Genomic DNA, 25,970 nt, shown 5'->3' with positions numbered 1-25,970 from the left:
ATCAGTGACTTACTTGACCATGTCGTCGCCGAGCGTTTCCTTGACGTAATCGACAAGGATCTTCTGGGCGCCGGCAGCATCGGTTTCCTTGCGCAGCAGGGCTTCGGTGGCGCGCGCCACACCTTCGGCAACCGTGCCGAAACCGGAAGCCTGCTTCAGGAAGACACCGTTTCCAGCAGCAGCATGGATCGGAACGAGTTCCGTCAGTTTCTGGAATTCCGGATCCTTGGCGGCATCCTTGCTGGCCGGAATGTTGCCGATGCGGGCAGCATAGGAGACCTGCGTTTCGACCGAGCCGATTTCCATCAGCGCTTTCTTGGCAAGTTCCACATTGGCGGACTTGGAGCTGACGGCCCACGGAGCAGCAAGGTTGGCAAGCACATACTGGCCGCCGCTCTGGCCCGGAACGGTCCAGGTGCCGACAATCTTGGTCACGTCAGGGATCGGGTTCTTGCTCTCACGGCCCCAGTCGAAGATGTAGCACCAGGAGCCGCAGGTGGTGGCGGCGAGCTTTCCGGCCGGGAACATTTCATACTTCGGCACGACCCAGGGCTCCGGCCCGAGCAGCGGCTGTACCGGCATCAGATCCTTGTCGATGAGCGTCTTGTAGACGTCGAACACATCCTTCACGCCTTCGCCGTTCAAGTCGAGCTTACCGTCGGCACCTACGAGCTGCGGCGTCTTGGAACCGACGATCAGGTGCTGGAAGCCTTCGTCGAACGCGCCGCTGCCCCAGGAAACGCCTGCCGGGAAGAGCAGGCCGTAAGAGCCGGTCTTCTGCTTGACCTCGGCTGCGCGATCGAGCAGCTCCTGCCAGGTCTTCGGCTGTTCCGTGGAAATGCCGGCCTTTTCGAGAACGTCCTTGCGGTAATAGATTTCCTGAATGCCGAGCATGAACGGCATCACATAGGTTTCTCCGTCAGGGCTGACGGCGAGCTGCTTGGCAACATCATAGAGGTTGGCGTAGCCGTCCCAGGCCTTGAATTCGGTGGTGACAGGCGCGAGATAGCCGGCTTCCACCATGTCGGCGACGGCAGCCGTCGTCGGAATGGAGAAGAGATCGGGTGCATTGCCGGCACCCAGTTCGGTCAGAAGCTTTGTAAGATAATCTTTGTCGGGTGCCGGATATTCAATGACCTCGACAGTCACGCCATATTTTTTCTCGATCCGCTCGACAGTCGACTTCATGGCGTCGATGCCGGCCTGACCGTGATTGGCGATACGGATTGTTTCAGCATGGGCCAGCGTCGAAACAGCGCTGAGCAGGATGGCGCACAAACCACCAATAACCGTCTTCTTCAACGGAAGTCCTCCCTTTTTAGAGTTACGGCGCCCTCCAGCACCGGCGACGAAAATGTACACGCATTCTGAATACTGACAAGACGATTTTTAAATCGTTTTCTGGCATCAAATTATCATATTGATTTTACTGTATTATTTATGCCTTGCCTTCGATCTATCGTTTGTGTAATCGTTTGCACAACGATATCAGGGAGGATTTCGATGTCTCAGAAATTACGCCTCGGCGTCATTGGCGCCGGCTTGAAAGCGGCTGAATATGCAGAGAGCTGGGCAAAGATGCCGGAAATTGAATTCGCAGCGCTTGCCGACACCAGCGAAACCTCCCGCAAACGCCTGACTGACGTCTGCACCGCGGCCGGTGCGCCGGAGCCGAAGGGCTTCGCCAATTACCGGGATCTGCTCACAAAATGCCGCAACGAACTCGACATCATCTATGTCTCGACCCCGCACGCTTCCCATGCCGAACAGGCGACCGCCGTCGCCGAAGCCGGCCTCGATCTCTTCCTGGAAAAGCCGATGGTGACCACGGTCGCCGAGGCCGAGACGCTGATCGCGGCACAGAAGAAGAGCGGCGTAACCATTGTCACCGCCTTCCAGGGCGGCCTGTCTCCGTTGGTACTCGACACCCGCAAACGCGCGCTGTCAGGCGAATTCGGCGAACTGATCGCCATTTCCGGCATGATCTGGGAAAGCTGGTCTTCGAACTATGACGGGCACTGGAAGCAGCAGCCGGAAATCTCCGGCGGCGGTTTCATGTTCGATACCGGCGCGCACATGATGAACACCGTCTGCCTGCTCGCCAATTCCGATTTCGACAGCGTCTCCGCCTATATGAACAACCACGGCAAGAAGGTGGATATCGCCACCGCCGTCTCCGCCCGTCTGAAGAACGGCGCGCTGGCGACCCTGACGGCCGCCGGTGAAGGCCCTCCCGGCTGCGCCTCCTACATCACCTTCTTCTATTCGAAGGCGATCGTGCGGATCGACGCCTGGGGCGGCTGGCGCGAAATCAGCGTCGGACGTACCAGCGAACCGCGCGAAGAGGCCGAGATTCTCGGCAATCCAATGAAGAATTTCCTCGCCATCCGCGCCGGAACGATGGAAAACTCTGGCTCCGTTGAAATGGGTCTCAGATTCGCTAGGCTCTGGGATGCAATCAAGCAATCGGCAGCGGCCGACGGCACCCCCGTCAGGATCACCGCATAGGCGCAAGACGATGAGCGGAACGAACAGACGGCGGATCACCTCGAAGGAACTGGCGAAATTGGCCGGGGTATCCTCGGCCACCATTTCCCGGGCCTTTTCGCCGGATTCCAGGATCGGCAGCGCCACGCGTGATCGCATCCTCGCCGTCGCCCGGGAATATGGCTACCAGCCGAATGCGATCGCTCGTTCGCTGAACAACCAGCGTTCGCGCCTCGTCGCGCTCGTCGTCAATGCCATCGGCAACCCCTGCGAGGCCGAGGAGCAGCAGCTTCTCGTCCACCGCCTGCAGGCCCGCCAGCTCCTGCCCATCATTCTCTGCTGCGCCGATCATTCGGACCGGCTGCAGCTCATGCGGCTCGCCTCGACCTATCAGGTCGATCACGTCGTCATCTTCTCCGACATGGTGTCGATGCAGGACGCCGTCGATATCTTCCACACCACGAAGCCGATCATCGTTTCCTTTGAACCGCTGGAAAACGAAGATGTCTCCAACATCCGCATCGACGGAGCCGCCGGCGCCGGCGAAATCATCGACAAGATCGTCGCCGACGGCAAACGGCGCTTTGCCTATCTCTCCGGCACCAAATCGAGCTGGATCGACAAGCTGCGCCGCAAATGGTTTGCCGACGCTCTGGCGCGCCACGGCCTTGCCTTCGAGGCTGAAGCCTTCGGTGACTATTCCTATGATTCCGGCTTCAAGGAAGCGGTCCTCTTGCTGCACCGTTCCAAGGTCGATGCCGTCATCTGCGGCAATGACGTCATGGCGATCGGCGCGCGCGATGCCGCCCGCCGCGTGCTCGGCAAGAATACGCCCAACGACATTGCCATCGTCGGCCAGGATGGCATTGCCATGGCTGGCTGGGATTGCAACGACCTGACGACGCTGAGCCTCGACCACGCCGCCTTCATGGACGCCGTCGTCGAAGTGATCGAACGCCATGAGGCCGGCGATGAAGGCCCGCACAGCATCACGCTTGCCTGCACGCCCCGCTGGGGCTCGACCGCCTGAGGGGGCGGTTCCAGTCATTCGCATCGAGGAGGATTACCGATGACCACCCTTTTCCGCGCCGCCATCCGGCGCCACCTCTCCCTTGCCGCCTGCCAGGGAGAATGAGATGCGCTCTGTCGTTTCCTTGAACGAATCCTGGAGCTTCCACGAAGGCTTCAGCCCGAGCCTGACTGAAGCTTTTGACGGCGTCAGCATGGTCCACCTGCCACACACCGCCGTCGAGCTGCCCTTCAACTATTTCGACGAAAAGCGCTATCAGCGCGCCTTCACCTATCAGAAGGTGCTGCGCTGGCTGCCCGAATTCGAGGGACGCGAAGTCTCCATCCTCTTTGACGGCGCCATGGCCGACAGCGTCGTCTATCTGAACGGCGAAGAGATCATCGCCCATAAGGACGGCTACACGCCTTTCGAGGCTCGCCTCACCGGCAAGCTGATCAAGGGCGACAACCTGATCACCGTCAAGATCGACGGAAGCGAGAACCCGGCCATCCCGCCCTTCGGCGGCCGCATCGATTATCTCACCTATGCCGGCATCTATCGGGACGTCTGGCTGAAGGTCACCGAAAAGGTTTTGATCCGCAATCTCAAGATCGAAACGCAAGACGTTCTCTCAGACACGAAGTCGGCGACAGTGCGTGTCGACATCGCCAACCCGCAATTTCTGACTTATGCGGCAACCGTCACCGGATCGCTGAGAGATGCGCACGGCAACATACTTGCGAGTGCGGCCGGCGAAACGATCGGCACCACCACTACGCTGTCCTTCGGTGGCCTGACCGATATAACGCTCTGGGATCTGTCGAACCCGGCGCTCTATGAAGTCTCGGTCGAACTGAGGACGGAGCATGGCGCGGACAGAACCACCGCTCATTTCGGCTTCCGCACCGCAAAGTTCACGCCCGAAGGTTTCCTTCTGAACGGGCATCCCGTGAAGCTTCAGGGCCTCAACCGCCATCAGGCCTATCCCTATGTCGGCTATGCCGCCGGCCGCTCCGCGCAGGAGCGCGACGCCGACATCATGAAGTCGGTGCTGAAGTGCAATATCGTGCGCACCTCGCACTATCCGCAGTCCAAATGGTTCCTGGACCAGTGCGACCGCATCGGCCTGCTCGTCTTCGAAGAAATCCCCGGCTGGCAGCATATCGGCGATCTCGACTGGCAGAAGGAATCCATCGAGAACGTGCGCCGCATGATCGAGCGCGACTGGAACCATCCCTCGATTATCATTTGGGGCGTGCGCATCAACGAGTCGCTCGACAGCCACGACTTCTATACCGCGACCAACCGGCTGGCCCACGAACTGGATTCCACCCGCCAGACCGGCGGCGTTCGCTATCTGACCGAAAGCGAGTTGCTGGAAGACGTCTATACGATGAACGACTTCATCCTCGGCAACGAGGAACTGCCGGGCGCCAACCGTCCACGCACGGCGCTGCGCAGCCAGCAGGAAAATACGGGCCTCTCCTACAAGGTCCCTTACATCATCACCGAGTTCAACGGCCACATGCATCCGACCAAGATGTATGATGCCGAACAGCGCCAGGCCGAACATGTGCGCCGCCATCTGGAAGTACTGAACGCTGCTTACGGCGACCCGGATATTTCAGGCGCGATCGGCTGGTGCATGTTCGACTACAACACCCACAAGGATTTCGGCTCGGGCGATCGCATCTGCTATCACGGCGTCATGGACATGTTCCGCGAACCGAAATTCGCCGCCTATGTCTATGCCAGCCAGTGCGATCCCTCCGATGAAGTGATCATGAAGCCGGTCACCTTCTGGGCGCGTGGCGAACGCAGCATCGGCGGCGTGCTGCCACTGATCATCCTCACCAATTGCGACGAGGTGGAACTGAAATATGGTTCCCTAACGAAGCGTATCGGCCCGGATCGCGAGAACTATCCGCACCTGCCGCATCCGCCCGTCGTGCTCGACCACCGCCATTTCACCCAGGATGAACTCGGGCGCTGGGGCTTGGAATGGATCGATGGTGAGTTCACCGGCTTCATCAATGGCGAGCCCGCGGCAAGGCTGACGCTGGCAGCCGATCCATTGCCAACCAAGCTGGAAGTCTCTCCCGACAGTACCACGCTGAAAGCCCGCGAACGCGACACGACCCGTGTCATCATCCGCGCGCTCGACCAGCGCGGCCAGCGCCTGCCCTTCCTGAACGACGTCGTCACCCTGACGGTCCGTGGCCCGGCCAAGGTCGTCGGCCCTACAACGGTACCGTTGCAGGGCGGTACGACCGGTTTCTGGCTGGAGGCAACGGGTCTGACGGGCGAAATCACAGTCGAAGCGACGTCGAGCCACTTCGCACCGGTAACGCTCTCGGTGGCGGCCGTCTGACGGCCGCCACAGCACCTGCGCAGCGAAGAGGCTCTAAGCGATCCTGAGCTGACTGGCGGGATCGAAAAACACCGCCTTGTCGAGATTGAAGGCAAGGCGGGTGTTCTGGCCGGGCAGGATGCCGGTATCGGCGCCGAGTCGCGCCACCACCGACTTGCCGCCGAGCTTGGTGACGGCAAACGTATCCGAGCCTGCCGGTTCCACGACTTCGATGGCGCAGTCGCCGTGGACGACCGACTTCGCCTTGCGGTCGGCCCCGTCAGGATCCGTCAATGCTTCGGGACGAATGCCGAAGATCACCTGCTTGCCCGCATAGCCGGTCAGGCTGTTATTGCCCGCATTGACCGGTAGCTTCAGCGGCGCGGCATTGGGCCGCTCCAGCGATACTTGCAGTCCGCCGTCGCCGTTTTCGACGGTGGCGTTAAGCAGGTTCATCGCCGGCGACCCCATGAAATCAGCCACGAACACATTGGCCGGGCTATTGTAGATTTCCGCTGGCGTACCGAACTGCTGCAGCACGCCGTCCTTAAGCACGGCGATCTTCGTCGCCAGCGTCATGGCCTCGATCTGGTCGTGGGTGACGTAAACGATCGTCGTTCCCATGCGTTGGTGCAGGCGCTTGATTTCCGTGCGCATGTCAACGCGCAGCTTCGCATCAAGGTTGGAGAGCGGCTCGTCGAAGAGGAAGACCTGCGGATTGCGCACCAGCGCACGACCCATCGCGACGCGCTGCCGCTGGCCGCCGGAAAGCTGCGAAGGCTTGCGATCGAGCAGATGGCCGATCTGCAGCATGTCGGAGACCTGCTTGATCGCCTTCTCGCGCTCGTCCTTCGGCACGCCGCGAATTTCCATGCCGAAGGCGATATTGCCGGCAACCGTCATGTTCGGATAGAGCGCGTAGCTCTGGAACACCATGGCGATATCACGCTTGGACGGGTGCAAGCCGTTGATGGAGCGGCCATCGATGCGGATCTCGCCCGAGGTGATCGCTTCGAGCCCGGCGATCGTGTTGAGCAGCGTGGACTTGCCGCAGCCGGACGGGCCGACCAGCACCAGGAAGCCGCCTTTTTCGAGTTCCAGGTCGATCCCCTTGAGAATATCGACGGCGCCGAAACGCTTTTTGAGACCGGAAATTTCAAGGAAAGCCATGGATCACCCTTTGACGGCGCCCGCCATCAGACCGCGAACGAAATAGCGGCCGGCGAGGATATAGACGATGAGCGTAGGAACGGCAGCGATCATCGCCGCAGCCATGTTGACATTATATTCGACCACGCCGGTCGAGGTATTGACGACATTGTTCAGCGCCACCGTCATCGGCATGGAGTCGCCTGTACCGGCATAGGCCGAGGCAAAGAGGAAGTCGTTCCAGATATTGGTGAACTGATAGATGACCGTAACGACGATGATCGGCAGCGAGTTCGGCAGCATGATGCGCCGGAAAATCTGGAAGAAGCTCGCGCCATCGACCTGCGCGGCCTTCACCAACTCTGTCGGGAAGGCCTCATAGAAATTGCGGAAGAACAGCGTCGTGAAGCCGAGACCGTAGACGACATGCACGAAGACAAGGTTCACGGTCGGATTGCCGAAGCCGAAGGTGAAGCCCGTGGCATTCTGCAGCGTCGTGCCGAAACGGCCGAGAAAACCGAGAATGGTCGCCATCGGCAGCAGCACGGACTGGAACGGGATGAAGCAGGCAAAGAGCATCAGCCCGAAGACCAGCGTATCGCCGGGAAACCGCCACTTGGTCAGCACATAACCGTTGAGCGCGCCGAGAATGGTGGAGATCGCGACAGCCGGCACGACCATCTTGATCGAATTCCAGAAATAGCCCTTGATGCCGGCGCAGGTAAGACCAACGCAGGTTTCGCCCCAGGCCTTGAACCAGGGATCGAGCGTCGGCGCCTGCGGCAGCGCCAGCATGTTGCCGTTTTGGATCTCATCCATCGTCTTGAACGAGGTCGTCAGCATGACGAAAAGCGGCATCAGATAGAGAACGGCGAAGATCAACAGCAGGCCGTAGATGATGACGCGGCCAATCCAGCGGCCGCCATTGCCACCATGTGTGCGCGCGATATCGGAAGAGGTCACGCTGCTCATCGCGCCTTCTCCTTCAGTTCGGAATAAAGATAGGGAACGATGATCGCCGAGATGGTCATCAGCATGATGATGGCGCTTGCAGAACCGACAGCCATTTCATTCCGCTTGAACGTATATTCGTACATGAAGTTGGACGGCAGCCAGGCCGAGCCACCCGGACCGCCTGACGTCAGTGCCACGACGAGGTCATAGGATTTGATCGCCATATGGGCGAGCACGATGAAGGCGGAGAGGAAGATCGGCCGCAGCAACGGAATGACGATGCGCCGGTAAAGCTGGAACGGTGTAGCGCCATCGATCTGCGCCGCCTTCATGATCTCACCGTCGATGCCCCGCAAACCCGCCAGGAACATCGCCATGACGAAGCCGGAGGCCTGCCAGACACCGGCGATGACGACGGTGTAGATGACGAAGTCCTTGTTCTTGATCCAATCGAAGTGAAAGCTCGTCCAGCCGAGATGATGCAGCGTCTGCTCCAGGCCGAGGCCCGGATCGAGGAACCACTTCCAGGCAACACCTGTTACGATGAAGGACAGCGCCATCGGATAGAGAAAGATCGGCCGCAGCACGCCTTCGCCGCGAATCTTCTGGTCGAGAAGGATCGCCAGCATCAGGCCGAGCCCGAGGCAGATGAAGATGTAGAGGAAACCGAAGATCCCCATATTGGTGATCGACGTGTACCACGAGGACGGCGGATCGCTCTCGAAAGTCCAGCGCCAGAGCCGCTGATAGGCGCGAGGCCCTGTCAGCACATAGGACGGGAATGTCTTGGAATTGGTGAAGGAGAGATAGGCCGTCCAGACGATGAAGCCATAGACGAAAATCACGGTGATCAGGAAACTCGGCGCCAGCACGATCTTCGGCAGCGCATCCTGCAGCCGGCCTCGAATGGACGTGCGGGTTGAAGACTTCGACGTCAGGACCGGATCTGTGGTCGCAACTGTGCTCATGTGATCATCTCCTCCCTGCACCGCAGGGGCTGTGGCTTCCCCGCAAGAGTGCGGGAAAGCCTTGGTCGGTGGAATATTAGCGAGCGTCGTCGATAGCCTGGACGAGCTGAGTCACAGCTTCGTCGGAGGTCTTGATCTGACCATGGACGAACTTCGAGACGACGTCCTTATAGGCGTTGGCGATAGCCGGAGGTGCGCCATAGCCCTGTGCCAGCGAGCCGAACAGCGTGCCGCCTTCGTTGGCGTGCTTCAGGTCGGCAATGCCCTTCTTGCCGCAAGCGTCGAAAGCCGTATCCGGAACGTCGGTACGGGCCGGAACCGAACCCTTGACGACGTTGAAGGCGGACTGGAAGCTCTTCGACAACGTTGCCGTGGCGAGCGCCACCTGAGCGGCCTTGCGGTCGTCAGGAACGTTGAACATGCCGAACATGTCGGAGTTGTAGATCACGCTGCCATCGGTGCCGGGGAAGCGGTAGCACAGGAAGTCGGTATCAGGGGTCTTCTTGGCGGCAACGAATTCGCCCTTCGCCCAGTCGCCCATGACCTGCACGAGCGCATCGCCCTTGATGACCATGGCGGTCGCCAGGTTCCAGTCGCGGCCCGAGAAGTTCGGGTCGACATACTGGATGATCTTGGCGAGGTTATCGAACGACTTCTTCATCGTGTCGGACTTCAGCGAAGCCTCGTCGAGGTCGTTGAAAGCCTTCTTGTAGAATTCCGGACCGCCGGTCGAGAGCACGATGGAGTCGAACATCGTGGCTTCCTGCCAGTTCTGCCCGCCGAGCGCGAGCGGGATGACGCCCGCTGCCTTCGCCTTGTCGAGCAGGGCGATCAGATCGTCAAAGGTCTTCGGCTGCGTGCCGCCGATCTTGTCCATGACGGACTTGTTGATCCACAGCCAGTTGACTGAGTGAACGTTAACAGGAGCTGCAACCCACTTGCCGTCATAGACCGAGAACTTCTGAAGTGCTGCCGGAACGGACTTGTCCCAGCCTTCCTTCTTGGCCGTCTCGGTCAGGTCGCCCATGACGCCTGCCTGGGCGTAATCGAGCACGGTATAGCCAAGCATCTGCGAGGCGGTCGGATAGGTGCCTGCAGCAACCATCGCCTTCAGGGCGGTCATGGCTGCGTCGCCGCCACCGCCTGCCACCGGCACATCCTTCCAGGCAAAACCTTCCTTGGAAAGGTCCTGCTTCAGCACGTTGAGCGCCGCGGCTTCACCGCCTGACGTCCACCAGTGCAGCATCTGAACTTCCTTGACGTCAGCCGCGTGAGCGCTGCCGAAACCAGCCATCATCACGACAGCAAGAGCTGCCGAGCTCAAAAACTTGCGCATGAATATCCTCCCGTTCGTGATTAGGCGGCGAGACCCTCCTCAGCCGCCCAGATGCCTCCCGTCTCAACGGCGGTCAGACACCACACCGCACCTCCCAGCGCGGTTAACAATTTAAAACGTTATAAACACAACGGCGTCAAGTCCTTCTCGACTCCCGAGAAAAATATCCTTAATTCGCATAAACACTGATTTTATTGGATTTTTTTAAGGAGGCTAGGAAACCCCTAAGAATTTAAATCGTTTGCATAGATTGATTGCGCGTCGGTTGCATCGTGTTAAGGTAGCCGCGATCCAGCATGGAATGTCCTCAGTGACCGAATCGCCTCAACTGCAACGCGGTGAAAATCCCGAGAACGCGCAAAGACGCGGCAAGCCGACATTGCGTACCATCGCGACTTTAACGGGCCTTGCGGTGACAACGGTTTCGCGGGCGCTCAGCGACGCCCCGCAGATATCGGTCGAGACGCGTGAGCGCGTCCACCGCATTGCGCGCGAGATCGGCTACCTGCCGGACCGGGCTGCCCAGCGCCTGAAGACTGGCCGCACCAATGTCATCAGCATTCTTCTCGATCCGCATCAGGAAGTCGTCGGTTTCGGCACCGCCATCATGTACGGCATCGCCAAGGTGCTGAAGGAGACGTCCTATCATCTTGTCGTCGCCCCGAACTTTCTGTCGACGACGGATCTCGAAGCGGCGGAATACATCGTTCGCAACAATTTCGCCGACGGCCTGATCTTCACGCGGACGGAGCCCTTCGATGCCAGGGTTCGGATGCTGCAGGAAGTCGGCTTTCCCTTCGTCTGCCACGGCCGCACCGAGTTTTCGACACCACACCCTTACGTCGATTATGACAACTACGCCTTTGCCTATGAGGCCACCCGACGTCTGATCGCCAAGGGAAGAAAGAGGGTCACGGTCGTCATGCCACCGAAGCGGCTGACTTTCAGCCAGCATATCCTTCATGGCTTCATGACCGCAGTGCGCGAGGCGGGCGTCGCCTACGAAATATCGGAGGCCGTCACGCTCGATTCACCAGCCAATGAAATCAGAGATTTCTTTCGCGCGCGTGCCGCCGCAGCCGATGTTCCCGATGGATTCGTCTGTCCGGGCGAGGTCTCGGCGCTGGCGCTTGTGACAGCCATGGGTGATGCCGGGCGGATTCTCGCAGAAGACTATGATATTGTCGCCAAGGAGACCTCGCATCTCCTGACGCATCTTCAACCGAAGATCGACACGATCTACGAAGATCTGGTCAAGGCCGGCGAACATCTGGGACAGATGCTTCTCCAGCGAATCAGCAATCCGGCAGCGGAAAACGAGACCCTGCTCCTGCCGCCTCAGATCAACTTCCCGGTCGCCTAAGCTCGCATCACTTGTCACGAAAGGCAAAGACGTCGACTGGCTCTCCGAGCCCGCGTAGCGGGAAGCTGCCGAGACTGTCCATCTCTTGGCTGCAAGTGGCCATCTCGACGAAAGCGCGGGAGAGAAGGACTGGTCGCTTGACCTCCTTCGTCAGGCTCTCGAGCCGTGAGGCGACATTGACCGCCGGACCGATGACGGTAAAATCCAGCCGCCGGCGCGAGCCGATATTGCCATACATCACATCACCCACGTGCACGCCCACGCCATAACGCAGGGGCTCGCGCCCCAGGCGTTTGTGCTGCTCGTTGAGCTGTGCCATCGCCTCCTGACCTTCCCTGATGGCCGTCAGGAGATCCTCGCAAGCCGAAGGCTTCGACAGGGGGAAGATGGCAAGTAATCCGTCGCCCATGAACTTCAGGATTTCGCCGCCGTGCCGCTCGATCGGGTCGGACATGGCGTCAAAATAGTCGTTAAGCAACTGGATGACGTCATCGCGCGGCCAGAGATCGGAGATCGCCGTGAAATCGCGCAGATCGCAGATCATGATCGCCGCGCCGACGGTCGTACCACTGCCTCGGGTAATGACGCCGGAAAGAATCTGTTCACTCGCATGCGGCCCGACATAGGTCTGCAGCAGCGTGCGCGCCATGATGTTCTTCAGCCGGATCTCGCTGACCAGCGTCAGGGCGGGCAGCAGGTCGCGCAGAAAATCCAGGTGTTCGCCGGTAAAACCGCCCGGTCGATTGGTCGAAAAGGTCACGACGTGGCGCTTGTCAAACGTGTGGTCGATCGGCCAGGCGATATATTCGGAATAGCCTTCGTCGCGCAGCTCCTGGTAGAAGGGATTGTCGTCGCCCTCCCACAAATCCTCCAGGTTCTTCCGCACCTCGTTGGCGCCGTTGTGGATCTCGTTGACCGGGCTATTCAGATACTGCGGCGTATTTTCCACGCCATAGGCAAACGTATTGATCTTTGCCTCCTTCATACCCTCGGCCCAGAGGATACGGGCGCCGATCCATTGCGGATGATTTGTGCGGAAATGCAGGCTGGAGCGTGTCACCGGCACGCCGGCGGCCAGCAGCTTCTCGCACATTTCCATCAGGATATTATCGATGAAGCGCTCGCCGCGCGTCTCGTTCACCAGCCAGTCAAGAATCCGCCTCCGGCGGATCGGCCACACGCCTTCGACGGTTTCGTTGGCCACAGCGGCCTTGTTGACAGAGGACTTCATCGAAAACTCCCGCTACGCCACATTCAACTGAATCTGCTCGCGCTGAATGTGGGCGATGGCGGGCCCGATGATAAGGGGCTTCGTGAAGTTAGGCCTCAGAAATCCCAGTCTTCGTCTTCCGTCGCGACTGCCTTGCCGATGACATAGGAGGAGCCGGAGCCGGAGAAGAAGTCGTGGTTCTCATCGGCATTCGGAGATAGCGCCGACAGGATCGCCGGATTGACCTTGCAGGCTTCAGCCGGGAACAGCGCCTCGTAACCGAGGTTCATCAGCGCCTTGTTGGCATTGTAATGCAGGAATTTCTTGACGTCCTCGGTCAAACCGACGCTGTCATAGAGTGCTTCGGTATATTTCGCCTCGTTATCGTAGAGCTCGAGCAGCAGGTCGAAGGCAAAATCCTTGATCTCCTGCCGGCGCTCTTCGGGAAGGCGCTCCAACCCGCGCTGGAACTTGTAGCCGATATAGTAGCCATGCACGGCTTCGTCTCTGATAATGAGGCGGATCATGTCGGCCGTGTTGGTGAGCTTTGCGCGGCTCGACCAGTACATCGGCAGATAAAAGCCGGAGTAGAAGAGGAAGCTCTCGAGAAAGACGCTCGCGACCTTCTTCTTCAAGGGATCGCCGGAGGCATAATGCTCCATGATCAGCGCCGACTTCTTCTGCAGGAACTCGTTCTCTTCCGACCAGCGATAGGCATCATCGACATCTGGCGTCAGGCAGAGTGTCGAGAAGATCGAGGAATAGGAGCGCGCATGTACCGCTTCCATGAAGGAAATGTTGGAAAGCACCGCCTCCTCATGCTGTGTTGCCGCATCTGCCATCAGCTTGACCGAGCCGACACCGTTCTGGATCGTATCGAGCAGCGTCAACCCGGTGAAGACGCGGATCGTCAGCTGTTGTTCGGCGGTCGTCAGCGTTGCCCAGGAAGGAATGTCGTTTGACAGCGGCACCTTTTCCGGCAGCCAGAAATTGCCGGTGAGGCGGTTCCAGACCTCCAGATCCTTGTCGTCCTCGATGCGGTTCCAGTTGATGGCGCGCACGCGGCTGACCGGCTTTAATTGCATGTTCATGATGTCTCCGGTCGTTAAAGCGTGCAGGAAACGCAGCCCTGCACCTCGGTGCCGGACAACGCCATCTGGCGAAGGCGAACATAGTAGATCGTCTTGATGCCCTTCTTCCAGGCATCGATCTGGGCGCGGTTGATATCGCGCGTGGTTGCCGTATCCCGGAAGAACAGCGTCAGCGACAGGCCCTGATCGACATGCTGGGTCGCCGCCGCATAGGTGTCGATGATCTTCTCAGGGCCGATCTCGTAGGCATCCTGATAGTAATCGAGATTGTCGTTGGTCATGAACGGCGCCGGATAATAGACGCGGCCGATCTTGCCTTCCTTGCGGATCTCGATCTTCGAGACGATCGGATGGATCGAAGAGGTCGAGTGGTTGATGTAGGAGATCGAGCCCGTCGGCGGCACCGCCTGCAGGTTCTGGTTATAGAGGCCGGAGGCCATTACGGCCTTCTTCAGCTCAAGCCAGTCTTCCTGCGTCGGGATATGGATGCCGGCGTCATCAAACAGCGCCTGCACCCTCTCGGTAGCCGGCTTCCATTCCCGGTCGGTATATTTGTCGAAATAGTCGCCGGAGGCATATTTCGAATTCTCGAAGCCCTTGAAGCTCGCACCACGCTCGACCGCAAGGCGGTTGGAGGCGCGGATCGCGTGATAGGTCACCGTGTAGAAATAGATATTGGTGAAATCGACGCCCTCTTCCGAACCGTAATGGATGCGCTCGCGGGCGAGATATCCATGCAGGTTCATCTGTCCCAGGCCGATCGCGTGGCTGTCATCATTGCCCTTCTCGATCGACGGCACCGAGGAGATATGACTCATGTCAGAAACGGCTGTCAGCGCCCGGATCGAGGTCTCGATCGTCTTGCCGAAATCGGACGAATCCATCGCCATGGCGATATTCAACGAGCCGAGATTGCAGGAGATATCCTTGCCCATCACCTTATAGGAAAGGTCGTCGTTGAATTCACTCGCTTCGCTGACCTGCAGGATTTCCGAGCAGAGATTGCTCATGCTGATGCGGCCGGCGATCGGGTTTGCCCGGTTCACCGTGTCTTCGAACATGATGTAGGGATAGCCGCTCTCGAATTGGATCTCCGCAATCACCTGGAAGAATTCGCGCGCCTTGATCTTCTTCTTGGTGATACGGGCATCCGCCACCATCTCGCGGTACTTTTCCGTCACCGATATCTCGGTAAAGGGCACGCCATAGACCCGCTCCACGTCATAGGGCGAGAAGAGGTACATATCCTCATTGTTCTTGGCGAGCTCGAAGGTGATGTCGGGCACGACGACGCCGAGCGACAGCGTCTTGATGCGGATCTTTTCGTCGGCATTTTCGCGCTTGGTATCGAGGAAGCGCATGATGTCGGGATGGTGGGCGTTGAGATAGACGGCACCCGCACCCTGCCGAGCACCGAGCTGGTTGGCATAGGAAAAGCTGTCTTCCAGCAGCTTCATGACCGGGATGATACCGGAAGACTGGTTTTCGATCTGCTTGATCGGCGCGCCGGACTCGCGAATATTGGTCAGCGAAAGCGCTACCCCGCCGCCGCGCTTGGAAAGCTGCAGCGCCGAATTGATGGAGCGGCCGATTGATTCCATATTGTCTTCGACGCGCAGCAGGAAGCAGGAGACGAGCTCGCCGCGCTGCTTCTTGCCGGCGTTGAGGAAGGTCGGCGTTGCCGGCTGGAAACGGCCGGTAATGATCTCCTCGACTAGATCGCGGGCGAGCTGCTCATCGCCTCGGGCAAGCGCCAGTGCCACCATGCAGATACGATCTTCGTAGCGCTCGAGATAGCGCTTTCCGTCGAATGTCTTCAGCGTATAGCTGGTGTAGTATTTGAAGGCGCCGAGGAAAGTCGGGAAACGGAACTTCTTGGCATAGGCTTCGTCGAAGAGGTCGCGGACGAAATTGAAGGAATACTGATCGAGCACTTCCTGCTCGTAATAACCTTCCGTGACCAGATAATCGAGTTTCTCCCGGAGATTATGGAAGAACACCGTGTTCTGGTTCACGTGCTGCAGGAAATACTGCTTGGCCGCCATGCGATCCTTGTCGAGCTGGATCTTGCCCAGCTCGTCATAGAGGTTCAGCATTGCGTTCAGCGCGTGATAATCCAGCACGTCCGCTGCCTTTAGCGGTTTTGCGCCCGCATCCCGCGTCAGATTTGTCCCCGTGTCCAAAATCGTCCCATCCCGTCTTTGACATTGGCGACATCCTCGGCAGTCCCCAGAAGCTCGAACCGGTAGAGGTACGGCACCTGGCACTTCTGCGAGATCACGTCGCCGGCAAGCCCGTAGGTCTCGCCGAAATTGCTGTTGCCCGCAGCAATGACGCCACGGATGTTGGAGCGGTTTTCCGCATCGTTGAGGAAACGGATCACCTGCTTGGGCACGGCCCCCTTTACGACCCCTGGGCCGCCATCCCCGCAATAGGTGGGCGAGATCAGCACATAGGGTTCGCGGATGTGGATGTCTTCAGCGCCTACGGGAATGCGCGCCGCGCGCAGTCCCAGCTTCTCGACGAAACGATGGGTATTTTCGGACCGGCTGGAATAATAGACGATCAGGCCCACCGTTCTTCTCCGATCAGGAGAGCGCGCTGATCATATCAGGGCGGAAGCCCGCCCAATGGTTCTCACCGGCAACGACGACCGGAACCTGCATGTAGCCCATGCCGCGCACGCGATCGAGCGCGTCGGCATCTTCGGAAATGTCGATGATTTCATAGTCTACGCCCAGACGGTCGAGGGCGCGGTAGGTCGCGGTGCACTGAACGCAGGCAGGCTTGCTGTAAACGGTAACGCTCATCATGTTCCTCGTGATGTCAATGGATTCCGGACGCAGAACTAGGGTCGGGCGCCTTACGGCGTCCGGGGCAACGCTTGAGAATGATCTGACAAAGTTGGCGCTCTACACGCCTGGCATTATCCCTCGCAGGATGTGCATCGGCGGCGGTTTTGATGCTCTCAACATGACTTCAACCCCGAAGTGCTCATGCGGACGTTCGGGGCAGCGCAACAGGTGCGGATTTGATCCGCCTGACATGCACACAACCTTCCGGACACCCCGCCCGTGGACGTTTCTCGTTCAAGGCAGGTCTCCTGGCTCGCGGGTCGAAGCACCCTGCCCGCAGCCTTCCCAAAGCATCATGCCTCAGTGACCTGAAATCGGACAGTTGCTCGCCGCTTACAGTTGCGGGGGCAGCTCCGGCCTTGTTTCGCCTTCATGGCAAAACGCACCGTATTCCCGTCTTAGCCCTCAATCCTGACGAATCGAAGGAACCTTGAACACTAGATATAGTACTCGAATCGAAGTTGACGTCAACGGATGGTTTGTGCGTCGCGTTACGGCATGTTTGAAATTGCTACATTCCTGTGAAAAACATGGATAACGGCTGGTTAACAGCAGCAGGCTGTGGAGAAGGCCGCCGAGGCGAGAGCCGACCTATAGCCGGCTCTCCAGGAATCGAACAGGCGCTCAGACGTGAGTCATCACTGCGGCACCACGTAACAGCCGGGCGGCGGCCACCATGTTGACGAGCGCCGGGCGCACTTCTTCCCACTTACGGGTCTTCAATCCGCAATCGGGATTGATCCAGAGCTGTCCATCCGTCAGACGCTCGCGCGCCAGCGTCAGAAGCTCGGCCATTTCCTCGACATCGGGAACGCGCGGCGAATGGATGTCATAAACGCCGGGACCGATCTCGTTCGGATATTTATAGCTGCGGAAGGCTTCCAGCAGTTCCATCTTCGAGCGTGAGGTCTCGATGGAAATCACGTCGGCATCCATGGCCGCAATGGCGTCGATAATCTGATTGAACTCCGAGTAGCACATATGCGTGTGGATCTGGGTTTCGTCGGAAACACCGGATGAGCACAGGCGGAAGCTTTCCACCGCCCAGTCGAGATAGGTCTTCCAGTCCACTTTGCGCAACGGCAGACCTTCGCGAAGGGCCGCCTCGTCGATCTGGATCATCGCCGCACCCGCCTGTTCGAGATCAAACACCTCGTCGCGGATCGCCAGCGCGATCTGCCGGCTGACATCGGCGCGGGAGAGATCGTCGCGAACGAAGGACCAGTTGAGGATCGTCACCGGCCCCGTCAGCATGCCCTTCACCGGCTTCTCCGTCAGCGACTGCGCATAGCGCCACCATTCGACCGTCATCGGTACGGGACGGGAAACGTCGCCGAAGATGATCGGTGGACGGACATAACGGGAACCATAGCTCTGCACCCAGGCATGCTGCGTGAAGGCGAAGCCGGAAAGCTGCTCGCCGAAATACTGCACCATGTCGTTGCGCTCGAATTCGCCATGGACGAGCACATCGAGGCCGATTTCCTCCTGCCAGCGGATCGCCGCTTCGGTCTCCTTCTTCAGGAAGGCATCATAATCCGCCTCGCTGATCGCCCCCTTTGTGAAAGCAGAGCGAGATTTGCGCACATCAGCCGTCTGCGGAAAGGAGCCAATCGTCGTCGTCGGGAAAAGCGGCAGCCGAAGCTTTCGATCCTGCAGGCCGGTGCGCTCCGCAAAGTCACTGCTGCGTGTCTTCATCGCCTCGTCGATTGCGGCAACCCGCTGCCTGACCTTCATGTCATGCACGCGCACTGATGCAGCACGCAAGCCAACGGCTCGCGACGCGGCCGCGATCACCTCTGAAGCCGTGCCGGGGTCGCCTAACGCTACAAGTTCGTCCAGCTTCTGGGTCGCGAAAGCGAGCCATGACCTCAGCTCGTCGTCCAGTCCGGTTTCCAACTCCAGATCGATCGGCACATGTAGCAGGGAGCATGACGGCGCGATCTGCAGCCGGTCAGCACCGAAATGCTGGATCAGCGGCTCGATCCTTTTCAGGATCGCAGCCAGATCCGCCTTCCAGATATTGCGCCCGTCGATGACGCCAAGCGACAGCGTCAGGTCGCCGGGCGCATCGAGAAGGGCTTCGATCTGCCGCGGAGCACGAACGAGATCGACATGCAGGCCCGCGACCGGAAGCGCAAGCACCGTCGGCAGGTTGTCACCTATGTCGCCGAAATAAGTGGCAAGCATGATCTTCAGGTTCGGCACCAGCTCATGCAGCGCGCGATAGGCATGTTTCAGCGCCGCCTGCTCTTCTCCCGTTAGATCCAGCACCAGGCACGGTTCGTCGATCTGCACCCAGTCGGCACCGGCAGCACTCAGCTCCGCCAGCACCCTCGCATAGACCGGCAACAGGCGCTCCAGCAGGCTGATCGGCGCAAAACCGTCATCGGTTCCCTTGGCGAGTTTCAGGAAGGTGACCGGACCGAGGATGACCGGCCGGGTGTGTATGCCAAGGGTCTTGGCTTCGATGAAGGCATCGAGCGGCTTGTTTGCCGTCAGCGCAAAGGACTGATCGGGACCGAGTTCCGGCACCATGTAGTGATAGTTCGTGTCGAACCACTTCGTCATTTCCAGCGCCGGCACGCCATGTCCGTGATGGTGCTGATGGCCGCAATCGGCATGCGCCGCATCGCCGGTCGAGCCGCGCGCCATGGCGAAATAGGTATCGAGCGCAACAGGGCCGCCCTTCCAGCCATAGGTCGAAGGAATGGCGCCGACCATGACGGCCGTGTCGAGCACATGGTCGTAAAGCGAGAAATCGTTCGAGGGAATGACGTCGATCCCCTTCTCTTTCTGCAAGGCCCAGTTTTCGGCCCGCAACCGCTTCGCAACATCGAGAAGCGCGCCGCCATCGGATTTTCCGGCCCAATAGTTTTCCAGTGCGAATTTGAGTTCGCGATGCTTTCCGATCCTGGGAAAGCCGAGATTGGCAGTCTTGATGGTCATTTCCTTACCCCGAAGGTTATGGGCAAGGCTGAGGCGCAACGCATCGACGAGATGCGGACACAGGAGTGCCGTCTCGCGCAAAGCGGCACACCGGGACACCCCGCCCGTGGACGTTATCTATCGCGGCAGGTCTCCTGGCTTGCGGGTCATCGACACCATCCAGTCTTCCCAGGCGTCTTCCCAGTGACGTCGAAGGACGGTGTCTATCCGCTTACAGTTGCGGGGGCAGCTTCGGTCTTGGCGATCGCCGCACCGAATTCCCTCTTAGCTTGGGATTGTCTGATCCCAAGAACCAACGATGCGGCAAGCATGCACCCACCGCATCGCAACGTCAAGATCACATAAAGAAATCTTTATATCTTTATACGAAGAAGGCGAAGCGCATTCATCGTCACCAGCACGGTCGCGCCGGTATCGGCGAGGATCGCCGGCCACAGGCCGGTAATACCGACGATGGTGGTGACAAGGAACACCGCTTTCAGCCCCAGCGCGATGGTGATGTTCTGGAAGATATTACGCATCGTCCGCTTCGAAAGGTCAATCATGCGCGCAACGTCGCCGACACGTCCGTGCAGCACGGCCGCATCCGCGGTTTCCAGCGCCACATCGGTGCCGCCGCCCATGGCGATGCCGACATCGGCAGCGGCAAGCGCCGGCGCATCGTTGATGCCGTCACCGACCTTGGCGACGAACAGCCCTTCCTTCTTCAATTCGCCGACGATCCGCTGCTTGTCCTGCGGCAGCAACTCGCCGCGCCAGTCGATGCCGAGATCACCAGCAACGGCAGCGGCCGTGCGCTTGTTGTCGCCGGTCAGCATAATGGCACGCACGCCTGCCGCCTTCAGCGTCGCAAGGCCGCTCTTTGCGTCCTCACGCGGCTCGTCGCGCATGGCGATGAGGCCGGCAGCGACTCCATCGATCAGCAGCACCGAAACACTTTTGCCCGCGCCGTTCAGGACGGCGACCTGCTCATCCTGCTCCGCACTCAGAGCACCACGCTCTCGCGCAGCCGGTGGCGACAGGAGATCGAGCGTCTCGCCGCCCACCTTACCCGTCACACCCTTGCCCGGCAGCGCCTCAAGTTCGAAAGCCGGCGGCATCGGCACACCATCGGCCTTCGCCCGGTTGAGGATCGCCAGCGCCAGCGGATGGCTGGAGCCCTGCTCCAGTACCGCGGCGCGTGACAGCACCTGCGCCTCGGGACGTCCATAGGCAATGATATCGGTCACCTGCGGCTTACCCGCGGTGAGCGTACCCGTCTTGTCGAAGGCAACGGCCGTCACCTTGCCAAGCGACTCCAGAACCGCTCCGCCCTTCATCAGCAACCCGCGACGCGCACCCGCCGAAAGCGAGGCCGCAATCGCCGCCGGCGTCGAAATGACCAGCGCGCAGGGGCAGCCGATCAGCAGGATCGCAAGACCCTTGTAGATCCACTCGCCCCACGCCGCACCCATCAGAAGCGGCGGCAAGGCCGCGACAAGCGCCGCCACGACAACAACGCCCGGTGTATAATAACGCGAGAAGCGGTCGATGAAGCGTTCTGTCGGCGCCTTGGATTCCTGGGCTTCTTCCACAAGCTTGACGACACGGGCAATCGTATTGTCCTCAGCAGCGGCCGTTACACGAATGCGCAGCGCGGCATCGCCATTGACCGTACCGGCGAAGACAGTCTCGCCCGTTCCCTTGCGCACCGGCGTGCTTTCGCCGGTCACCGGCGCTTCGTCGATAGCGCTTTCACCAGACAGGATCGTACCGTCGGCGGAAATCCGATCGCCCGGCCGTACGAGAATGACGGAGCCCACAGCGAGTGTTTCCGCCGGCACTTCCTTCACCTCGCCACCCGTTTCAAGCAGCGCAATCTTCGGCACCAGTGTTGTCAGCGACTGGATGCTGGCGCGCGCCTTGCCGGCCGCAACGCCTTCCAGCAGCTCACCGACAAGGAACAGGAAGACCACCGTCGCCGCTTCTTCGCCGGCATTGATGATGACTGCGCCGACGGCGGCGATTGTCATCAGCATTTCAATCGAAAAGGGAATGCCGGCAAGCGCCGCCATGATGGCGCGCTTGGCGATCGGAACCAGCCCGACCAGCATGGCAATGATGAAGGCATAGGAAGCAATCGATGGCACCAGATGGCCCACCACATAGGCTGCCACCAGTGCCACGCCGGAAAAGATCGTCAGCCGACCCTTCTTGCTCTGCCACCACGGACCCGTCATCGGTCCATGATCATGGCCATGCAGCCCTTCGACTTCCTCCGCGCCATGCGAATGCCCGTGATCGGAATGGTCATGACCAGCATGATCATGATCGCGATCATGGCCTTCATGGGAATGGTCATGATGCTCATGCTTATGCGCATGGTCATGATCGTGATCATGATGTGCGTGATCATGACTACCCTTCGGTTCCTGAACGGGCGCCTTGCCCTTGAGCGGAGCAACGGAATAACCGAGGCCGGTTACCTTCTTCTCGATCGCCTTCAGGTCGCTGCTTCCGTCATGACGCACGGTCATCGTACCTGCCGTCACCGAGACGGCGACATCTTCGACCCCGTCCATGCGCCTGACGGCCGTGTCGATTTTCGTCGCGCAAGCGGCGCAATCCATGCCGCCAACCCGGTACCGTGCCTGTGCTGCTTCACTCATGATCTAAATCCTTGCTTGTAGGCAGCTTCCTTCCTACATCCTCTAGCGACTAGAGGTGCAAGAGGAAATCATGAAAAAGATCACCATCGGCGAGGCGGCACGCCAAAGCGGCGTCAAGGTGCCGACGATCCGCTATTATGAGGGCATCGGCCTGTTATCGGCACCTAGCCGCAGCGAGGGCAACCAGCGTTCCTACGAGCCAGCCGATCTCAACCGCCTCGCCTTCATCCGTCACGCCCGTGAACTCGGCTTCGAGATCGATGCGATCCGCACGCTGCTGCACCTGCAGGACGACCCGGACCAGTCCTGTGCCTCCGCCGATGCCATCGCCAAGGCGCGCCTTATCGAAGTCGAACAGCGCATCCGCAGTCTGAACGCCCTGAAGGCCGAACTGGAACAAATGGTCGAAGGCTGCGGCCATGGCCGCGTCGACCAGTGCCGGGTCATCGAGGTGCTCGCCGACCACGGCAAGTGTGCCCATCCTCATCACTGAGACTTGCGCCAGATCACCTGCCGCGCCAAGAAGGCGTAATGGAACAGAAGACTATCGCGATCATCGGTGGAGGCCCTACCGGCCTTTCGGCTGCCGAAGTGCTGTCCGAAAGCGGCCATGCCGTTTTCATCTATGATGCCATGCCGACCTTCGCCCGCAAGTTCCTGCTCGCCGGCAAGTCGGGTCTCAACATCACCCACTCCGAAGACTACGACCAGTTCGCCTCCCGCTTCGGCGGTGCCAATTCTCGGCTGCGCGCCGCCCTCGATGCCTTCACGCCAACAGATATCCGCGCCTGGGCGGCAGGCCTCGGCACGGAAACCTTTATAGGCTCCTCGGGCAGAGTCTTCCCTAATGTCATGAAGGCTTCCCCTTTACTACGCGCCTGGCTCGCCCGGCTGGAAGCCCGTGACGTGACCTTTTTTACCCGCCATCGCTGGATCGGCTTTGCCGAGGGTGGACATGCATTCGAAACCCCCGACGGCCGCAAGACCGTTTCCTGCGACGCCACGATGCTCGCGCTCGGCGGCGCCAGCTATCCCCGCCTTGGCTCTGACGCCGGCTGGGTATCGCTGCTTTCCGAACGCGGCACGACAATCGCGCCATTTCAGCCTGCCAATTGCGGCTTCGATGTCGCCTGGAGTGATCTCTTCCGTGACCGCTTCGCCGGAGAGCCGTTGAAATCGGTCATTGCGACATCGCGCGCCGGCACATTTCCCGGCGAATTCGTTATCAGCCGGCACGGCATCGAGGGCAGCCTCATCTATGCACACGCGGCCGCTCTGCGTGATGACCTGCTGCAGCATGGCGAGGCAAGGCTGGCAATCGACCTTTCCCCCGGCCGCACGCTGGAACGCCTATCTCGCGATCTCGTCCGGCAGGACGCCAAGTCGAGCTTTTCGAACCGTCTGCGCAAGGGCGCCGGCATCGATGGCGTGAAGGCAGCACTCTTGCGCGAACTGATGTCGCAGACGGATCGCAACGATCCGAACAAGCTCGCTGCCGCCATCAAGTCCTTGCCGATCCCCCTGTTACGCCCTCGCCCCATCGCCGAAGCCATATCCTCCGCCGGCGGCATCGCCTTCAGCCAAATCAACGAGACCTACATGCTGAAGCATCTCCCCGGCACTTTTGCAGCGGGAGAGATGCTGGATTGGGAGGCGCCGACAGGCGGCTATCTGCTGACAGCCTGTTTCGCTACGGGCCGAGCCGCAGCGAAAGGCATCGACGACTGGCTCAGCCGAAAGTGAAGGCAAAAGCCTGCACGCCGGGATCGAGGAAATGGATCTCGAACGTATGGTCGCCGACCGGCCCCGCCTCGCGCACCAGCTGATAGAGCCGCTGTCCCGTCACCGTACCGTTGCCGTCAGTATCCGTATCGACGCCGTGACCGTCGCCCGGCGCCTTGCCATCCACCGTCACCTGGAAGCGCACCGGCTTGCCATCCGCACCAGGTCCGAGAACCAGGTGCAGATCGCGGGCATGAAAGCGATAGTAGATGCTGCCGCCGGGAGTATTGAGCGTTGCCTGCTCGGACCCAACGGTCCAGTTGCGGGTCAGACCCCATTCGTTGAGCTTCGGCGTCGTGGCAACATAGTCATGGGCTGCATCGTTGACAGTGCCCTTGTCATCGACGAAATTTTGCGAGCGCTGATAGCCGACATAAGTTTCCGGTGACTGCACGTCGGCCGTATCCGAAGCTGCTTCGGCCCCCGTGGCCTTCACATTGACGATGTCGCTTGACACACCGGTCTTCCCGGCTTCGGCCAGCAATTGCTGGATCACCCGCTCGGACTGGTCATAGTCGCCTTCGCCAAAATGGTGATGCCGGATCTCACCCTTCGCATCGATAAAATAATGCGCCGGCCAGTATTCATTTTCGAAGGCACGCCAGATCGCATAATTGTTGTCGACTGCGACCGGATAGGTGATGCCGAGATCGGAAATCGCCTTCTTCACATTGTCGACGTTCTTCTCGAAGGCGAATTCCGGCGAATGCACGCCGATGACGACGAGGCCCTGATCCTTGTATTTCTCGGCCCAGGCTTTGACATAAGGGATGGCGCGCAGGCAGTTGATGCAGGAATAGGTCCAGAAGTCGACGAGCACGACCTTGCCCCTCAGCTGCTCAGCTGTCAGGGGCCCGGAATTCAGCCATTGCACAGCGCCGTCGAGCGGCGGCATCTGGCCTTCGACCGGCAGCTGCTCGGCAACACCCTTCGGCTTCATCGCCATCATCATCGAGTTGCCGCTCATCGTGGCGGGGTTCATCTGATTGTTGGAAGTCATCGCCATCGAGCCGCCCCCATCCGTGAGCGTGACAACGGATTCCATGGCGCCGCCGGCATTGTCAGCCGTTTGCTGTTGCGGATGGAACCGGTCGACCAGTCCCTGTTCCAGAACATTGGTGCTGGCAAGCGAGGCCTGCGTCAGGAAGCCGGTATCGAGGCCGAGCGCGATTGCCCCGACGGCGGCGAGAACCGCCACGCCGACACCTCGCCGCAGCCACTCGCCGACGCCCAGAGATCGCTTCATCGCCTGATAGACCTTGCCGCCGATGAGAAGCGCAAGCGCAAGCGATGTTGCGGCACCAAGCGCATAGGCAAGCAGCAGCAGCGTCGTGCCGACATTTGCACCCTGCAGCGCAGCACCTGTCAGGATGAGACCCAGAACCGGCCCGGCACAGGGAGCCCACAGCAGTCCGGTCGCAACGCCAAGCAGCAGTGAGGCGGCGATGGCCGAGCCACCACCGCGGCTGCTCTGATCGGCCGACTGCGACAGGCGCGCGCCGAGCGAAACGAGCGGCCGCGTCAGATAGTCTGACAGCGCCGGAAAAAGCAGGATGATGCCAAAGATCGCAAGCAGCACGATGGCGGCATAGCGGCCATATTCATTGGCCTGCACCGCCCATCCGCCGCCGACGGCCGCCAATGTCGCGACGCCGGCGAATGTCGCCGCCATGCCGATAAGCATTGGCAGCGTGCTGCGCATGAACGGCTGCCCCGCACGCGCAAAAACAAAGGGCAGTACCGGAAGGATGCAGGGGCTGACGATCGTCAGCACCCCACCGAGATAGGCAAGGACGAAGAGAAGCATCGGAATAATCCG

General features: G+C 59.9%; 19 protein-coding genes and 2 riboswitches. Of the genes, 6 read left to right on the top strand and 13 right to left on the bottom strand.

Annotation, left to right across the window (positions count from 1 at the left end):
* Positions 1-9 precede the first annotated feature (9 nt).
* Positions 10-1,302, bottom strand: a complete 1,293-nt coding sequence (locus tag AC1DNW_RS30785; protein ID WP_113308290.1) for an extracellular solute-binding protein — start codon at positions 1,300-1,302, stop codon at positions 10-12.
* Between the two features lie 201 nt (positions 1,303-1,503).
* On the opposite strand from AC1DNW_RS30785, the gene AC1DNW_RS30780 reads away from it, so the two are divergent.
* The 3 genes from AC1DNW_RS30780 (at position 1,504) to AC1DNW_RS30770 (ending at position 5,867) form a co-directional block, all read left to right on the top strand.
* Complete coding sequence (locus tag AC1DNW_RS30780; protein ID WP_113308291.1) at positions 1,504-2,508, top strand: Gfo/Idh/MocA family protein; 1,005 nt, start codon at positions 1,504-1,506, stop codon at positions 2,506-2,508.
* Between the two features lie 10 nt (positions 2,509-2,518).
* Positions 2,519-3,517, top strand: a complete 999-nt coding sequence (locus AC1DNW_RS30775) for a LacI family DNA-binding transcriptional regulator (protein WP_113296778.1) — start codon at positions 2,519-2,521, stop codon at positions 3,515-3,517.
* 106 nt (positions 3,518-3,623) lie between these two features.
* Positions 3,624-5,867 (top strand): glycoside hydrolase family 2 protein, encoded by a 2,244-nt coding sequence (locus AC1DNW_RS30770; protein ID WP_113308292.1) that lies wholly within the window; start codon positions 3,624-3,626, stop codon positions 5,865-5,867.
* Between the two features lie 33 nt (positions 5,868-5,900).
* On the opposite strand, the gene AC1DNW_RS30765 is transcribed toward AC1DNW_RS30770, so the two are convergent.
* From AC1DNW_RS30765 to AC1DNW_RS30750, 4 genes are all read right to left on the bottom strand, one after another.
* Positions 5,901-7,016 (bottom strand): ABC transporter ATP-binding protein, encoded by a 1,116-nt coding sequence (locus AC1DNW_RS30765; RefSeq protein ID WP_113308293.1) that lies wholly within the window; start codon positions 7,014-7,016, stop codon positions 5,901-5,903.
* A 3-nt stretch (positions 7,017-7,019) separates the two neighbouring features.
* Positions 7,020-7,967, bottom strand: a complete 948-nt coding sequence (locus AC1DNW_RS30760) for a carbohydrate ABC transporter permease (RefSeq protein ID WP_113308294.1) — start codon at positions 7,965-7,967, stop codon at positions 7,020-7,022.
* Positions 7,964-8,917: a carbohydrate ABC transporter permease gene (locus AC1DNW_RS30755; RefSeq protein WP_113308295.1), complete on the bottom strand. Its 954-nt coding sequence runs from the start codon at positions 8,915-8,917 to the stop codon at positions 7,964-7,966. The genes AC1DNW_RS30760 and AC1DNW_RS30755 overlap by 4 nt, the downstream gene beginning before the upstream one ends.
* Positions 8,918-8,993: 76 nt before the next feature.
* Positions 8,994-10,253, bottom strand: a complete 1,260-nt coding sequence (locus AC1DNW_RS30750) for an ABC transporter substrate-binding protein (protein WP_113308296.1) — start codon at positions 10,251-10,253, stop codon at positions 8,994-8,996.
* 301 nt (positions 10,254-10,554) lie between these two features.
* On the opposite strand from AC1DNW_RS30750, the gene AC1DNW_RS30745 reads away from it, so the two are divergent.
* Entirely contained in the window at positions 10,555-11,616 is a 1,062-nt protein-coding gene (locus tag AC1DNW_RS30745; protein WP_477836915.1) for a LacI family transcriptional regulator, read from the top strand.
* 7 nt (positions 11,617-11,623) lie between these two features.
* On the opposite strand, the gene AC1DNW_RS30740 is transcribed toward AC1DNW_RS30745, so the two are convergent.
* The 7 genes from AC1DNW_RS30740 to AC1DNW_RS30710 all read right to left on the bottom strand — a co-directional run bounded on the left by AC1DNW_RS30740 (position 11,624) and on the right by AC1DNW_RS30710 (position 22,369).
* Positions 11,624-12,847 (bottom strand): adenylate/guanylate cyclase domain-containing protein, encoded by a 1,224-nt coding sequence (locus tag AC1DNW_RS30740; RefSeq protein ID WP_113308297.1) that lies wholly within the window; start codon positions 12,845-12,847, stop codon positions 11,624-11,626.
* A 95-nt stretch (positions 12,848-12,942) separates the two neighbouring features.
* Positions 12,943-13,917 carry a class 1b ribonucleoside-diphosphate reductase subunit beta gene (gene nrdF, locus AC1DNW_RS30735; protein ID WP_113308298.1) on the bottom strand — a complete coding sequence of 325 codons (975 nt, stop codon included), beginning with the start codon at positions 13,915-13,917 and terminating at the stop codon, positions 12,943-12,945.
* Positions 13,918-13,931: 14 nt separating this feature from the next.
* Entirely contained in the window at positions 13,932-16,100 is a 2,169-nt protein-coding gene (gene nrdE, locus AC1DNW_RS30730) for a class 1b ribonucleoside-diphosphate reductase subunit alpha (RefSeq protein WP_113308299.1), read from the bottom strand.
* Entirely contained in the window at positions 16,079-16,492 is a 414-nt protein-coding gene (nrdI, locus tag AC1DNW_RS30725; RefSeq protein WP_112544454.1) for a class Ib ribonucleoside-diphosphate reductase assembly flavoprotein NrdI, read from the bottom strand. Before nrdI ends, nrdE begins: the two co-directional genes overlap by 22 nt.
* Before the next feature lie 13 nt (positions 16,493-16,505).
* A complete protein-coding gene (gene nrdH / locus AC1DNW_RS30720) occupies positions 16,506-16,727 on the bottom strand; it encodes a glutaredoxin-like protein NrdH (RefSeq protein WP_113296768.1) in 222 nt (73 codons plus the stop codon).
* A gap of 266 nt (positions 16,728-16,993) precedes the next feature.
* Positions 16,994-17,220: riboswitch (cobalamin riboswitch) on the bottom strand.
* Positions 17,221-17,396: 176 nt separating this feature from the next.
* A complete protein-coding gene (gene metE / locus AC1DNW_RS30715; protein WP_113308315.1) occupies positions 17,397-19,721 on the bottom strand; it encodes a 5-methyltetrahydropteroyltriglutamate--homocysteine S-methyltransferase in 2,325 nt (774 codons plus the stop codon).
* Positions 19,722-19,828: 107 nt separating this feature from the next.
* A riboswitch (cobalamin riboswitch) is annotated at positions 19,829-20,034 on the bottom strand.
* Positions 20,035-20,074: 40 nt separating this feature from the next.
* Positions 20,075-22,369, bottom strand: coding sequence for a heavy metal translocating P-type ATPase (locus tag AC1DNW_RS30710; protein ID WP_113308300.1), 2,295 nt, complete (start codon positions 22,367-22,369; stop codon positions 20,075-20,077).
* A gap of 70 nt (positions 22,370-22,439) precedes the next feature.
* On the opposite strand from AC1DNW_RS30710, the gene AC1DNW_RS30705 reads away from it, so the two are divergent.
* Both AC1DNW_RS30705 and AC1DNW_RS30700 read left to right on the top strand, forming a co-directional pair.
* Positions 22,440-22,862 (top strand): MerR family transcriptional regulator, encoded by a 423-nt coding sequence (locus AC1DNW_RS30705; protein WP_113296765.1) that lies wholly within the window; start codon positions 22,440-22,442, stop codon positions 22,860-22,862.
* 38 nt (positions 22,863-22,900) lie between these two features.
* The gene (locus tag AC1DNW_RS30700) at positions 22,901-24,112 is read left to right on the top strand and encodes a TIGR03862 family flavoprotein (protein WP_113308301.1); all 1,212 of its coding nucleotides are present in this window, start codon (positions 22,901-22,903) and stop codon (positions 24,110-24,112) included.
* Here AC1DNW_RS30700 and AC1DNW_RS30695 read toward each other — a convergent pair.
* On the bottom strand, positions 24,099-25,958 hold the full coding sequence (locus AC1DNW_RS30695) for a cytochrome c biogenesis protein DipZ (RefSeq protein ID WP_477855321.1): 1,860 nt from the start codon (positions 25,956-25,958) through the stop codon (positions 24,099-24,101). The genes AC1DNW_RS30700 and AC1DNW_RS30695 overlap by 14 nt on opposite strands.
* Between the last annotated feature and the right edge of the window lie 12 nt (positions 25,959-25,970).

The organism is Rhizobium sp. 05L429, from assembly GCF_056397645.1.
This window is presented reverse-complemented; position numbering and strand designations above follow the sequence as displayed.